Consider the following 13,633-nt stretch of genomic DNA (forward strand, 5'->3'; position numbering starts at 1 on the left):
TGGCGGACTTGCCGGCCTCTCTCTATGTACGCGAGGTGCTCGTCAGCGCTCACGAGAAGGGCGTCGCCAACGCGATCGCGCTGCTGCCTCCGTGGCCGGGCCGGCGAAGCGTGAGGCCAGATCGTGGCGCGCAACCTCTCCGGCAAGGTGCCGACGGCTCTCCTCGACGGCTCCGCGCTCTACGACTTCCGCTTCGCCGACAAGGACTGGCATCGCCCGCATCCCACGCTTGCCAGATGGTATGCGACCTTCGCCGAGCGCCCTTCGATGCAGGCGTCTCGGCCGCACTGACGAGCGGGTGGGGCACGATCTCGCGACCGGCCTTCCGGCGAGGGGCGGTCGGGCTCAGAATCGGCCCCATCAGCGTCCGCCCTGCGGCCGCCGGAGACGACGGCCGCGGACGTGACCAGACAGGAGGTTCCGCTCATGAATGACCAGCATTCATCCCCTGAGGCCGGCCGTGCGGAGCGGCCCGAGAGTGCCATCCAGCGGGGCTACATGTCGGGCTTCGGCAACGGCTTCGAGACCGAGGCGCTGCCCGGGGCGCTGCCGCTCGGCCGCAACTCGCCGCAGAAATGCGCCTATGGCCTCTATGCCGAGCAGCTCAGCGGCTCTCCCTTCACGGCGCCACGCACGACGAACGAGCGATCCTGGCTCTACCGCATCCGCCCGACGGTGGCCCATTGGGGCGAGTTTCGGCAAGTGGACATCGGGCTGTGGCGCACGGCGCCGGCGGTAGAGGCCGAGGTGCCGATCGCGCCGATGCGTTGGGATCCGCTTCCGATCCCGGATAAAGAGATGTCCTTTGTCGAAGGAATCCACACCATCACAACGGCGGGCGATGCCGGTGCGCAGGCCGGCATGGGCGCGCATGTCTATCTCGTCACCCGCTCGATGGCGGACGAGTATTTCTACAACGCCGATGGCGAGATGCTGTTCGTGCCGCAGCAAGGCAACCTGCGCCTGTGGACCGAGTTCGGCATCATCGACATCGGACCGGGCGAGATCGCCGTCATCCCGCGCGGCGTGAAGATCCGCGTCGAGTTGCGGGGCGGGCCGGCGCGCGGCTATCTGTGCGAGAACTACGGCGGGGCCTTCACCCTGCCCGAGCGTGGACCGATCGGCGCCAACTGCCTCGCCAATCCACGCGACTTCCTGACGCCGGTCGCCGCCTATGAGGACCGCGAGGCGGCCTCGACGATGTATGTAAAATGGGGCGGCTCCCTCTGGGCGGCGGACATCGACCGCTCGCCGCTCGATGTCGTGGCCTGGCACGGCAATTACGCGCCCTACAAATATGACCTGCGCCGCTATTCGCCGGTGGGACCAGTCCTCTACGATCATGCCGACCCGTCGATCTTCACCGTGCTGACCTCTCCATCGGAGACGCCGGGTACGGCCAATGTCGACTTCGTCATCTTCCCGGATCGCTGGCTCGTCGCCGAGAACACCTTCCGCCCGCCCTGGTACCACATGAACGTGATGAGCGAGTTCATGGGGCTCGTCTACGGCGTCTATGACGCCAAGACCGGCGGCGGCTTCGTGCCCGGCGGCATCTCGCTGCACAACACGATGCTGCCGCACGGGCCCGACGTGGACGCCTTCGAGAGGGCGAGCAACGTCGAGCTGAAGCCGCACAGGCTCGAGGGCACGCTCGCCTTCATGTTCGAGACGCGCTTCCCGCAGAAGGTGAGCGCCTTCGCCGCCGGGACCGAGGCGCTGCAGAAGGACTACCGGGCCTACGGACGCAAGCTGAAGATCCATTTCGATCCACAGAGGCCATGAGCGGCGCCATGACGGGGGCTCGGCGAGCCCCTTGTTGAAAAGCCGGGAGACCGCGGCCGGTGGCCTCCCGGTCGGCAATAGCTTCGGCGCGTGCCGTGCCACAATCCCGCCCACGCTGGACTGTTCGGAAATGCAGGTGAGTAACTCGATCGCGACATGGATGGGCAAGGGGCACGCGGCGGTCGAGGCTCCCATCGGGGACGACGGCTTCTGCTTCGGGTCCGAGCCGTCGCTAGCCGACGTCTGCCTCATTCCCCAGCTCTACGCCGCCCGGCGATTCGAGGTACCGCTCGATGCCTGCCCGCGCATCCTGCGTGTCGAGGAACTCGCAGGCCGACACGAGGTCTTCGGCAGCGCGCATCCGTCGGTCCAGCCCGATGCGGAATAGCGGCCGCCAGCGTTGCTCTATTCCGCGCTTGCCGAGGGCCATCTCGCGCTCGCCATCGCGCTCGACTGGACCGTCTTCCGCGGCCTGCCGGACGTCGCCCGGCAAGAACCACTCCGGGACAGATATCGCGGCCTCGTCGCGCGTCCGGCGGTGCAGGCGACGGCCTGGACCGCCGGACGCACGAGCAAGGCGGCCGGGGCGAGCGGCCTCAGTCGAGCCCGTGCGCGAGGTCGCGCGGGCTCACCACTTTCTTCTGGTAGAGGAGAACGCCGGCCCCGATCGCGAGGCCGACGAGGTCCGAGATAAGGCCGCCCTTGATCATGGCGAGTGCGCCGATGAGCAGGACGACCCGCACGAGTGGATTCAGCAGCCCGAAGAACCAGCCCTGCACGGCGGCAGCCAGCAGAAAGATTCCGACGGACGCCGTGACGAAGACATGCGCGATCTCGAGCCACTCGCCCTGCATGAGCAGCGCCTGCGAGTAGAAGAACATGAACGGCACCACGAAGGCGGCCAGGCCGATCTTGAAACTCTCCACCGAGGTGCGCATGGGGTCCGCGCCCGACAGTGCCGCACCCGCATAGGCGGCGAGCGCGACCGGCGGCGTGATGGCTGACATGACGGCGAAATAGAAGACGAAGAAATGCGCCGTCAGGACCGGAATGCCCAGGCTGATGAGACCCGGCGCCACCACCGCCGCCGCCACGGCATAGGCGGCCGTCGTCGGCATGCCCATGCCGAGCACGATGGCGATGCACATGGCGAAGAACAGGGCGAGCAGCTGGTTCTGCGCCGCGAGCGCCAAGAGCAGGGCAGAGAAGCGGGCACCGACGCCGGTAAGGGCGATGACGCCGACGATTATGCCGGCACAGGCACAGACCGCCACGAGCTGGATCGACATCTTCGCTGCCAGCTCGAAGGCGCGCAGCACGGCCGCGACCCCCATGCGGTAAGGCGTCAGCCAGCTGACCACGGCCGCCGCCACCATGGCGAGGGTGCCGGCGCGAATGACCGAATAACCCGAGAACAGCGCGTAGATGAGGATGATGACCGGGATGAACAGGTAGACCTGCCTCACCAGCTTGGCGAAGACCGGCAACTCCTCGCGCGGCAGGCCCTTCATGCCGAGCTTCAACGCCTGCAGGTCGACCATGAAGTAGACCGAGGCGAAGTAGAGCACGGAGGGGATGATCGCCGCGACGACGATCTCGGTATAGGGAATGCCGGTGACCTCGGCCATGATGAAGGCGCCGGCGCCCATGATGGGCGGCATGATCTGCCCGCCCGAGGACGCGGCCGCCTCGATGGCGCCCGACGACCGCGCCGGATAGCCGACCCGTTTCATGAGCGGGATGGTGAGTGAGCCGGTGGCGACGACGTTGCCGGCCGACGTGCCGTTGATCATGCCCATGAGGCCGGAGGCGAAGACGGCGACCTTGGCCGGGCCGCCACGGGCGTGGCCGGCGGCGGCGAAGGCGAAGTTGACGAAATAGTCGCCGACCTTCGAGGCCTGCAGGAAGGCCGCAAAGGTGATGAACAGGATGATGTAGGTCGAGGAGACGGCCGTCGTATCGCCGAGGATGCCCTGGTCCGTGTAGATGTAGGTGAAGAAGCGCGTGGGCGTGTAGCCACGATGCGCGAGAAAGCCCGGCAGATAGGGCCCCGCGAAGGAATAGAGGATGAAGATGGCGGCGATGACGACGAGAGCGAGGCCGGCAAGGCGCCGTGTAGCCTCCAGGATGAGGATGACGCCGACGAGCGCGGCATAGAAGTCCGCCGTCTGGGCAAGGGCCGTGCCGGCGCGCAGTCGCAGCGCCCCGACATTGAACAGGATGTAGCCGAGCACCGTGACGGCCGCCACGGCGAGCAGCACATCGGCCCAGTGCACGCGCCCCCGCGCCCGCTCTGGAAAGAGCCAGGCGCCGGCAAGCGCCGCCACCATGCCGGCGGTGAGGGGCACGCCGTAGGTCTCGAAGACGAAGGCCGGCGGGCGCGCCGCGCCGGTCAGCCACCAGCCGCCCCAGGCGAAGGCGATCATGGCGGCGGCATAGCCGATGCCGCCTGCCCCGACGATGAGGAGCGGCCACTCGAGCGGCACGACACGCAACGGCCGGCCGGCTTCCGTCGGCGCAGCCGAGATGCCGGCCGCCGAGAACAGGAGGAAGCCGAGGACGAGGCCGCCCGCGACGTGGATGAGGCGATAGGTCCAGGTCTCCAGCGGGTAGAAGTTCATCACCCCGATATGGAAGGCGGTGTAGAGGATGCAGAGCGCGACCATCAGGCCGGCGCCGACACCGCCGGTGAAATCGCGCTGGTTGCCGGCAAGCGGCTCGTCGTCGACGCCATGCGCCAGCACGGCCCCCTCGACACCTTCCCGAGGAAGATCAGCCGGGGACGTCGTTGCGGAAAGGGGCGTCTGGGGGGTGCTGGTCATCGCAAGCCCTCGCCTCGAACATGCGTTGGATCATCGTCCAGCCGCCGGGCGGCCGGCATATGGTAGCCGAACCGGCCTGCCATTGCAGGCGGTGCATCACGTTTCGCCTTGGTGCGCGGCGTGCAGCGCCGGGGCGGCCGACGGAGGGCGTCGGCCCGCCTGCGATACGGGTCTGCGGTCAGCCGGTGCGCGGCCGGACGTGGCGCGGGGAGGAGCGTGCCGCCCCGCGCCGCCAGGGCTCAGCCCTTGAGGTTGTCCGGGATCTGGATGCCCTTTTCCTCGAAGTAGCGCACGGCGCCCGGGTGGTAGGGCAGGAAGCTGTTGCGGTCGACGTGGCCGGGCACGGTCTCGGACGCCGTCGAGTGGATCTGCTTCATGCGATCGTTGTTCTCCATCACGAGCTTCACGATCTCATAGGCCAGGCTCTCGGGCATGTCCTTGTGGGCCACGGCGAAGTTCCACAGGCTCACCGTGTCCTGCGGATCGGGGAAGCCCTGGTAGAGGCCGCCGGGGATCTGGAACTCGGCGAGCTCCGGCATCTTGTCGAGGACGGCCTTCTGCTGCTCCTTGGTGAAGGAGAAGATGTTGACCGGGTTCTCGGCGGCGATCTGGGCGAAGGCCGAGATCGGCACGCCGGCCGCGAAGGCGAAGGCGTCGATCAGCCCGTCCTTGACCTGGCTGGTGGCGTCGTTGGCGCCGGCATAGCTGACGACCGGCTTGACCTCGAGGACCTCGAAGAAGCGCGGCCAATAGGTGGCGGCGGTACCGCCGGCGGGGCCCACGGCCACGCGCTTGCCGGCGAGATCCTTGACGTCCTTGATGCCCGACGACTTCAGGGCCACGACCTGGAACGGCGTCTGGTACATGGGGAAGAGGGCGCGCAGGTCCGTGTGCTCGACGCCCGGGGCGAGCTCGCTCTTGCCGGTCCAGGCCTCATAGGCCGGGCCCATGGTGACGAGGCCGATCTGGTGGTCGCCGGTCTGCACGAGCGTGGCGTTCTGCACCGGGCCGCCGGTCACCTCGGCCGAGGCGTTGACGCCCAGCTTCTCGCTGATGAAGTTCGCGAGGCCGTTGCCGTAGATGAAGTAGGTGCCGCCCTGGCTGGCGGTGCCGATGGTCAGGCTCTGCGGCCAGCCGGTCTTGTCCTGCGCGACGGCCGGAGCGGCCAGGAAAAGCGCGGCGGCGCCGAGCGCCGCAAGCGTGATCTTGCGCATCGTTTCCTCCCTTGCGAATGCGGGTTGCCGGTGCGGGTTCCCATCCACACTTCGGCTCCGATCGCATCAACACGCAGCCGTGCCTGCGAGACAATCATTCATGGGCGGCAAATGCATCTTTTTGCGTCAAGGCAACGGCAATGGGTGGAAATCGTAACATTTCGCCGGCACTCGTGGGTGGAATTCCACCCGAGCGCCCCCGACTGCCCGGTCAATCCTGGCCGACGGCGGCCTGGCGGGTGAGGCCGTATTTCTGCATCTTCTCGTAGAGCGTCTTGCGCGAGATGCCGAAGCCCTCGTAGACGGGCTTGAGCGCGCCGCCGCTCGCCGCGAGCGCCGAGGCGATGAGGCGCTTCTCGTAATCCGCCACCCGGCTGGCGAGGCTCGCCGGTTCGCCCGGGTCATCATCGGCGCCCTCCTCGTCGGCGACGCCGAGACCGAGGACGAAGCGGTCGGCCGCGTTGCGCAATTCGCGCACGTTTCCGGGCCAGGCCCGCTGGCTGACGGCGGCGATGACATGGGCCGGCACCTCGATGTCGTCGCGCCTGTAGCGCGCCCGGGCCTCGGCCACGAGCTGCAGGAACAGCAGCGGTATGTCCTCCGGCCGGGCGGCGAGGGCGGGCATGCGCAGGCTGACGACGTTGAGGCAGTAATAGAGGTCGGCGCGGAAGCGCCCCGCCGCCACTTCCTTGTCGAGGTCGGACTTGCTGAGGGCGATGAAGCGCACGTCGAGCGGCACCGGCTCGTTGGAGCCGAGGCGGGTGATGACCCGCTCCTGGATGACGCGCAGCAGCTTGGCCTGCAGCTCCAGCGGCATGGAGCCGATCTCGTCGAGCAGGATGGTGCCGCCGCGCGCGTGCTCGAACTTGCCGTAGCGCGGCCGCAAGGCGCCGGGGAAGGCGCCCGCCTCGTGGCCGAAAAGCTCGCTCTCCATCAGCGCCGCCGGCATCGCGGCGCAGTTGATGGCGACGACCGGCCGTCCCGCGCGGGCGCTGATGTCGTGCAGGGCGCGGGCGGCGACCTCCTTGCCCGTCCCCGTGTCGCCGACGATCAGCACGTCGGCGTCGGTCGCGGCGATGGCCCGCAACCGGTAGCGAAGATCGACCATCAGCGCGCTGCGGCCGGGCAAGCGCGTCTCGATGTCGTCCCGTTTACCCGCCAGCGCCCGAAGGCGGCGGTTCTCGAGAACGAGGGCGCGCCGGTCGAGCGCGCGCCGGGCGATGTCGCCGAGGTTCTGCACGGTAAAGGGCTTCTCGACGAAATCGTAGGCGCCCTCGCGCATGGCGCGGACAGCGAGTTGCACATCCGCATGGCCGGTGAGCAGGACGACGGGAATGTCCGGGTCGATCTCGTGGATGCGGTTCATCAGCGACATGCCGTCCATGCCGGGCATGCGGATGTCCGTCATCACGAGGCCGTCGAAGTCGTAGCCGACGCGACTCAACACCTCCTCGGCGCTGGCGAAGCCGCGCACGGCAAAGCCGGCGAGTTCCAGCCCCTGCACCGAAGCGATGCGCAGGTCGTCTTCGTCGTCGGCAAGCAGGATCTGCGCCCCGCTCATTCGGCCGCCTCCCGGGGCGCGCCGAGGTCCAGCGCCGCGAGTTGGATGGTGAAGACAGCGCCGCCCTCCGGCGCATTGGCGACGAGCAGATTGCCGCCGAAATCCTGGATGATGTTGTAGGAGATCGACAGGCCGAGGCCGAGGCCCTTGCCGACACCCTTGGTCGTGAAGAAGGGATCGAAGATCCGTCCGGCGATGGCGTCCGGCACGCCGGGGCCCGGGTCGCTCACGCTGATGAGCACTTGGCCGCCCTGTCGCGACGCCCGCAGGGTGATCGTGCGCTCGGGCCGCCCCTCCACGGCATCGGCGGCATTGGTAATGAGATTGACGAGCACCTGCTGCAGGCGCACAGCGCCGCCGCGCACCATGAGCGGGCCTTCGCCAATGTCGGTCACGAGTTCGGCCTGAGCAGCCCTGAGCCGCCAGGCGACGATCTCGAGCGTGTCGCGCACCACGTCGCGCACGTCGACGGGGCCCAGCTTCTGGTTGGGCTTGCGGGCGAAGTTGCGCAGGTGGCGGCTGATGGAGGCCAGCCGGTCCGTAAGAGCGGCGATGCGCCTGATATTCTCGCGCGCATCCGCGATGCGGTCATGGTCGATGAGCACGGCCGCGTTGTCGGCATAGGTGCGCAGCGCCGCGAGCGGCTGGTTGAACTCGTGTGACAGCGCCGCAGACATCTGGCCGAGAGCGGCGAGCTTGCCGGCCTGGATGAGGTCGTCCTGCGTCTGGCGCAGACGCTGCTCCGTGGCGCGGCGCTCGGCCACCTCCGTCTCGAGCCGGCTGTTCACCGCGGCGAGGTCGCGCGTGCGCTCGGCGACCCGCCGCTCCAGCGTCTCGCGGGCCTCCTGCTGCAGTGCCATGCGCTCGGCCATGCGCGCCCGCCGCTGCAGGACGACCGCGGCGACCATGCCGGCAAGCGCAAGGCACAGGAAGATGGCGACGAGCGCGGTGAAAGCCTGGGCTCTGGCCGAAGCTGTGTCGAGCAGCACTTTCACCGTCCAGCCGGCCTCCGGCATCGGCTCGCTCAGGACGAGATATTCGCGCGGCTCGCCATTGGCCTCGCCGATCGTCATCAAGGCGTGTCCGGCCTCGCTGCCATGGCTCTCGATGGGCAGCGGATACAACCGGGCATCGGCATAGCGGCGCGAGGCGTGGGTGCGCGCCAACCGTTCCGGTGTCAGCGGCTCGAGCCCGGCATAGCGCCACTCGTCGCGGCCGGTAAGGAAGACAATGCCCTCCGGATCGGTGACGATGATGACATGGTCGCTGCCGCGCCAGGACAATTCGATGACGTCGACATCGACCTTGAAGACGACGACGCCGCGGATCGCCTCGCCGTCGCGGATGGGCGCCGAATAATAGTAGCCGCGCTTCAGCGAAGTGGTACCGAGCGCGAAGAAGCGACCGCGCTCGCCTTTCATGGCATCCTGGAAATAGGGCCGGTAGCTGAAGTTCTCGCCGACGAAGCTCAGCGGCTCGTCGTAGTTGCTGGCCGCTATGGTGACGCCATCGGGGGCCATGACGTAGATATCGGACGATTCGAGCAGGCCGTTGATTTCCTTGAGATAACGGTTGGCCGTGGCCCTGAGGCCCGGATTCTCCGGCCGCCGCGCCAGCTCGCGGATGTCGTCATGATCGGCGATGAGCGAAGGCAGCGGCTCGTAGCGGCGCATGTGGCCATGGAGGGCAGCGACGGCAAGGCGCAGCGTCGTCTGCCCGCGCGCAGCCGTCTCGGCGAGGTAGATGCGCGTCGCCGCCGTGCCGCCCCAGATGGCAGCGGCACATGCAAGAACGACGAGCACCCCGAGGCGGGCCCATGTGAGCCAGATTTTCCGCAAGTCGCCGCCTGTCGCAGCCCTTTTTCGAGCGCAGCTCCGCGCTCCTTCCTGTCCCCCACATCTACCACAGGCCAGACGGCGATGGCCACCGCCAGGCTGAGTAAGTGCGCAAGCTCAGGTCCACAGATCAGACGAGACGACCCGTAAATGGCGCCCGGCAACGTCCTGACTGATGGTGACTCGGTGGCCCTCATCAAGGACGTCAAGACAATATCGAGGCGATCGACTGCCGCCACCACGACTCAAGGGCCTCGTCCTGCGCACCGAATTCGTCCGCAAGCGCGGCTGAGCGCAAGCGGGCGCTGCACGATCGCCCGCTCCACCTTCGCAAAATCCCGATTGGCCCCGGCACAGGCCTCCAATACCGTGGTGGAGCCCGCTGCTCTGCCCGGAAGCCGGCGGCAGCGATCTGGTTTCAGCGTCGTGGGGCTGGCATGAACTTCGAAATCTCCCCGAGGATCGAGGACTACCGCGCGCGCATCGCCGATTTCGTGGCGCGCGAGATCCTGCCGCTGGAGGCCGACTCCCGGTCCTTCGACGAGCATGGCAACATCACGCTCGATCTGCTCGGGCCCTTGCGCGAAAAGGCGAGGGCGGCCGGGCTCTGGTGCCTGCAGCTCAAGGAGGAGACGGGGGGCGCCGGGCTCGGCAAGGTCGGCATGGCGGTCTGCTACGAGGAGATGAACCGCTCCATCTTCGGCCCCGTCGTCTTCAACGCGGCGGCGCCGGACGACGGCAACATGATGCTGCTGGAGGCGGTGGGAACGCCGCAGCAGCAGGAGCGGTGGCTCGCCCCGGTCGCCGCGGGCAAGGTCCGCTCCGCCTTCGCCATGACCGAGCCCCATCCGGGCGGCGGCTCCGACCCGTCGATGATGCTCACGCGCGCCGAAAAACGCGGCGACACCTATGTCGTCACCGGCCGCAAATGGTTCATCACCGGGGCCGGGGAGGCGAGCCATTTCATTCTCGTCGCGCGCACGTCCGACGATCCCCGTCACGGCCTCACCGCCTTCCTCTTCCACAAGGACCAGCCGGGATGGCGCATCGAGCGCCGCATTCCCATCATGGGGCCGGAGGAGCACGGCGGGCATTGCGAGCTCGTGTTCGACGGCCTCGAGATTCCGGCGAGTGACATTCTCCTCGGCGAGGGGCGGGGCATGAAGGTGACGCAGGTGCGGCTCGGCCCCGCGCGCCTCACCCATTGCATGCGCTGGCTCGGCCTCGCCAAGCGCTCGGTCGAGATCGCGCGGGCCTATGCCGGCGAGCGCCAGGGCTTCGGCCAACGGCTGGCGGACCGGGAGAGCATCCAGCTCATGCTCGGCGGGCTCGCCATGCGCATCGAGATCGGCCGGCTCCTCGTCATGCGCGCAGCATGGGAGCTCGACCGCGGCGGCTTCGCCCGCAAGGAAGTCTCGATGGCCAAGATCCACGTGGCGAACCTTCTCCACGAGGCCGCCGACGTCGCCATCCAGATCAACGGTGCACGCGGCTATTCCAAAGATACGATGCTGGAGTGGATCTATCGCTACGCCCGGCAGGCGCGGCTGGTCGACGGTGCCGACGAAGTCCACAAGATGGTCCTGAACCGGTTCCTCAACGAGGAGGGGACAGGTTTCTGGCGCTGGGACGTCGCAGCCCCGCCGATGTGAGGGTGACCGCCCGGGATGATCAGGCAGCGAGGGGCCCATCCAAGAAGGCCTCGGCCAGGAAAACGAACGGAGGGAGGACAGCAATTCATGCGTCTTGATGCCCATCTCGCGCCACGGCCGGCCAACCACGTTCCCCTGACGCCGCTCGACCTGCTCGACCGCACGGTCGAGGCCCATCCCGAGCGCCCGGCCGTGGTCTGGCGGGAGCGGACGCTGACCTATCGCGCCTTCGGGCGGATGGTCGCGCGCTTCGCGGCCTTCCTCCTTGGCCGCGGCATCGAACCGGGCGACGTGGTCTCCATCATCGCCCCGAACCGGCCGGAGATGCTCACCGCGCACTACGCCGTGCCGATGATCGGCGCGGTGCTTAACACCATCAACACGCGGCTGGAGCCGGACACGGTCAGCTACATCCTCGACCATGCGCAGTCGCGCCTCCTGGTCACAGACCCCTCCTGTCTCGGCATCGCGCAGGCAGCGGCAACAGCGGCGCACACGCCTGTCGTCGTCCTCGGCACCGATGGAGAGCATATGGGTCCCGATGCCCTCGACCTCTTCGGCGGTGGCAATGGGTCCAGCGATATCGATTACCGGCACTTCGTGAGGGACGAGTGGCAGCCGATCTGCCTCAACTACACCTCGGGCACGACAGGACGGCCGAAGGGCGTCGTCTATCACCACCGCGGCGCCTATCTCAATGCGCTCGGCAACGTGCTGGCGCTCGGGCTCGACCGGCGCAGCGTCTATCTCTGGACCCTGCCGATGTTCCACTGCAACGGCTGGTGCCACACCTGGGCCGTGACGGCGGCGGGTGGCCTCCACGTCTGCCTCGATCGCGTCGATCCGGCCCTCATCTTCGCGGCCATCGAGCAGCACGGCGTCACGCATCTCAGCTGCGCGCCGGTGGTGCTCTACATGCTGCTGAACCATCCGGACCGGGAGAAGAAGGACGTCTCCCGCATGGTGCGGGTCGCAACGGGCGGCGCGGCGCCGACGAGCGCGCTCATCGCGCAGATGGAGGCGCTCGGCTTCGACCTGATCCATCTCTACGGACTGACGGAATCCTACGGGCCCGCCACCTTGTGCGAGCTCGACGAGGCGGCGGACCTCGCTGTGGAGGAGAAGGCGCAGCTCCTGGCGCGGCAGGGTTTTCGGCACGTCACCGGCAGCAGGGTGCGCGTCGTGGACGGTGGGGGAGGGGATGTCGCCCGCGACGGCACGACGACGGGCGAGATCGTGCTCGCCGGCAACACGCTGATGGCCGGCTATTACCGCGACGAGGCGGCGACCGCGAGCGCCTTTGCGGGCGACGTCTTCCACACGGGCGACCTCGCAGTCGTACACGGCGACGGCCGCATCGAGATCAGGGACCGCGCCAAGGACGTCATCATCTCGGGCGGCGAGAATATCTCGAGCCTCGAGGTCGAGAACGTGCTGCACCAGCACCCCGCCGTCCTTATCGCCGCCGTGGTGGCGGCCCCCGATCCCAAGTGGGGCGAGGTGCCCTGCGCCTTCATCGAGCTCAAGGGTACAGGCACGGCGACGGCCGAAGAGCTCACGGCCTTCTGCCGGGAGCGGCTCGCAGGCTTCAAGGTGCCGAAGCGCTTCGTCTTCGGCGAAGTCCCGAAGACGGCGACGGGCAAGATCCAGAAGTTCCGGCTCCGCGCCGCGGCGGCGGTCGGCGCCGCCTGACACCGGGAGGTCTCGGCAATGACCACGACGGGTCCGGCCCGCACGCCCGATATCGATTTCGATCCCGCCGCCCTCCAGCGCTTCCTTGCGCAGCGCTTCGGCGGAAGCGCCGATCCCTTCCGCATGAGCAGGATCGGCGGCGGGCAGTCGAACCCGACCTATTTCGTCGATTTCGGCGACCGCCGCATGGTCCTGCGCAAGCAGCCGAACGGAGAGATTCTGCGCGGGGCGCATGCGATCGACCGGGAATACCGGGTGCTTGAGGCGCTCATCGCGACCGACGTGCCGGTGCCGCGCCCGATCCTCTACCATGCCGATGCGGACCTCCTCGGCACGCCCTTCTACCTGATGGAGCGGCTCGAAGGCCGCGTCTTCCACGATTGCGCGCTGCCGGAACTCGCACCCGCAGAAAGGCGCGGCATCTATCTCGGCATGGTCGAGGCGCTGGCGAAGCTGCACGCCATCCGCCCGCAGGATGTCGGCCTTGCCGACTTCGGCCGGCCCGGCAGCTATTTCGAGCGGCAGATCGCGCGCTGGTCGAAACAGCTCGCCGCCTCACCGGGCGATCCCGTTCCTGCCCTCGCCCGCGTCGAAGCCTGGCTCAGGGAGAACCTGCCTGCGGATGACGGGATGGTCGCGATCGCGCACGGGGATTTCCGCCTCGGCAACCTGCTCTTCCACCCTGAGGAACCGCTCGTCATGGGCATTCTCGACTGGGAGCTGTCGACCCTCGGCCATCCCCTTGCCGATCTCGGCTTCTGCTGCATGCCGTGGCACACGGCGCCGGACGAATACGGCGGCATTCTCGGCCTCGACCATGCCGGGCTCGGCATCCCCTCCCGGCGCGAGTTCGTCGCCCATTATCAGGCCCATGCAGTGCCGACCGCTCCGCTCGCGCGGTTCCATGTCGCCTTCGCGCTCTTCCGCTTCGCGGTCATCTTCGTCGGCATCGCCGACCGGGCACGGGCAGGCAATGCCGCATCGGCCGATGCGGCAAGGCTCGGGCCCCTCGCGGGCCGCTTCGCCGGGCGAGCGCTCGAGGTCATCGAGACGACGGACTGGTGAGGGCGCG

The 13,633-nt window shown here is 68.2% G+C and carries 10 protein-coding genes; 6 read left to right on the forward strand and 4 right to left on the reverse strand.

Going from position 1 to position 13,633, the window contains the following annotated elements:
• Positions 1 to 123 precede the first annotated feature (123 nt).
• The 3 genes from P2T65_RS03840 (at position 124) to P2T65_RS03850 (ending at position 2,173) form a co-directional block, all read left to right on the forward strand.
• Positions 124 to 291 carry a hypothetical protein gene (locus P2T65_RS03840; protein WP_210165982.1) on the forward strand — a complete coding sequence of 56 codons (168 nt, stop codon included), beginning with the start codon at positions 124 to 126 and terminating at the stop codon, positions 289 to 291.
• Positions 292 to 426: 135 nt separating this feature from the next.
• Positions 427 to 1,785 carry a homogentisate 1,2-dioxygenase gene (hmgA, locus tag P2T65_RS03845; RefSeq protein ID WP_071924763.1) on the forward strand — a complete coding sequence of 453 codons (1,359 nt, stop codon included), beginning with the start codon at positions 427 to 429 and terminating at the stop codon, positions 1,783 to 1,785.
• Between the two features lie 136 nt (positions 1,786 to 1,921).
• A complete protein-coding gene (locus P2T65_RS03850) occupies positions 1,922 to 2,173 on the forward strand; it encodes a glutathione S-transferase C-terminal domain-containing protein (RefSeq protein WP_276199227.1) in 252 nt (83 codons plus the stop codon).
• Positions 2,174 to 2,381: 208 nt separating this feature from the next.
• Here the strand turns inward: P2T65_RS03850 and P2T65_RS03855 are convergent, their stop codons facing one another.
• The 4 genes from P2T65_RS03855 to P2T65_RS03870 form a co-directional block, all read right to left on the reverse strand.
• A complete protein-coding gene (locus P2T65_RS03855) occupies positions 2,382 to 4,607 on the reverse strand; it encodes a TRAP transporter permease (RefSeq protein ID WP_276199228.1) in 2,226 nt (741 codons plus the stop codon).
• A 239-nt stretch (positions 4,608 to 4,846) separates the two neighbouring features.
• On the reverse strand, positions 4,847 to 5,821 hold the full coding sequence (locus P2T65_RS03860) for a TAXI family TRAP transporter solute-binding subunit (RefSeq protein WP_183317367.1): 975 nt from the start codon (positions 5,819 to 5,821) through the stop codon (positions 4,847 to 4,849).
• 211 nt (positions 5,822 to 6,032) lie between these two features.
• Positions 6,033 to 7,382 carry a sigma-54 dependent transcriptional regulator gene (locus P2T65_RS03865; RefSeq protein ID WP_276199229.1) on the reverse strand — a complete coding sequence of 450 codons (1,350 nt, stop codon included), beginning with the start codon at positions 7,380 to 7,382 and terminating at the stop codon, positions 6,033 to 6,035.
• Entirely contained in the window at positions 7,379 to 9,184 is a 1,806-nt protein-coding gene (locus tag P2T65_RS03870; RefSeq protein ID WP_169790099.1) for a sensor histidine kinase, read from the reverse strand. Before P2T65_RS03870 ends, P2T65_RS03865 begins: the two co-directional genes overlap by 4 nt.
• A 470-nt stretch (positions 9,185 to 9,654) precedes the next feature.
• Between P2T65_RS03870 and P2T65_RS03875 the strand changes: the two genes are divergently transcribed.
• The 3 genes from P2T65_RS03875 to P2T65_RS03885 all read left to right on the forward strand — a co-directional run bounded on the left by P2T65_RS03875 (position 9,655) and on the right by P2T65_RS03885 (position 13,626).
• Positions 9,655 to 10,869 (forward strand): acyl-CoA dehydrogenase family protein, encoded by a 1,215-nt coding sequence (locus tag P2T65_RS03875; RefSeq protein WP_276199230.1) that lies wholly within the window; start codon positions 9,655 to 9,657, stop codon positions 10,867 to 10,869.
• An 87-nt stretch (positions 10,870 to 10,956) separates the two neighbouring features.
• The gene (locus tag P2T65_RS03880; RefSeq protein ID WP_276199231.1) at positions 10,957 to 12,561 is read left to right on the forward strand and encodes an AMP-binding protein; all 1,605 of its coding nucleotides are present in this window, start codon (positions 10,957 to 10,959) and stop codon (positions 12,559 to 12,561) included.
• Positions 12,562 to 12,579: 18 nt separating this feature from the next.
• The gene (locus P2T65_RS03885; RefSeq protein ID WP_276199232.1) at positions 12,580 to 13,626 is read left to right on the forward strand and encodes a phosphotransferase family protein; all 1,047 of its coding nucleotides are present in this window, start codon (positions 12,580 to 12,582) and stop codon (positions 13,624 to 13,626) included.
• Positions 13,627 to 13,633: the final 7 nt, after the last annotated feature.

The sequence above is a fragment of the Chelatococcus sp. XZ-Ab1 genome (genome assembly GCF_029309855.1).
GTDB lineage: Bacteria > Pseudomonadota > Alphaproteobacteria > Rhizobiales > Beijerinckiaceae > Chelatococcus_A > Chelatococcus_A sambhunathii.

Bases quoted from the DNA above. Each gene is read 5' to 3' on its own strand.
- P2T65_RS03880 (WP_276199231.1), top strand. From the start codon at position 10,957: ATGCGTCTTGATGCCCATCTCGCGCCACGGCCGGCCAACCACGTTCCC.
- hmgA (WP_071924763.1), top strand. From the start codon at position 427: ATGAATGACCAGCATTCATCCCCTGAGGCCGGCCGTGCGGAGCGGCCC.
- P2T65_RS03860 (WP_183317367.1), bottom strand. From the start codon at position 5,821: ATGCGCAAGATCACGCTTGCGGCGCTCGGCGCCGCCGCGCTTTTCCTG.
- P2T65_RS03875 (WP_276199230.1), top strand. From the start codon at position 9,655: ATGAACTTCGAAATCTCCCCGAGGATCGAGGACTACCGCGCGCGCATC.
- P2T65_RS03855 (WP_276199228.1), bottom strand. From the start codon at position 4,607: ATGACCAGCACCCCCCAGACGCCCCTTTCCGCAACGACGTCCCCGGCT.
- P2T65_RS03885 (WP_276199232.1), top strand. From the start codon at position 12,580: ATGACCACGACGGGTCCGGCCCGCACGCCCGATATCGATTTCGATCCC.
- P2T65_RS03865 (WP_276199229.1), bottom strand. From the start codon at position 7,382: ATGAGCGGGGCGCAGATCCTGCTTGCCGACGACGAAGACGACCTGCGC.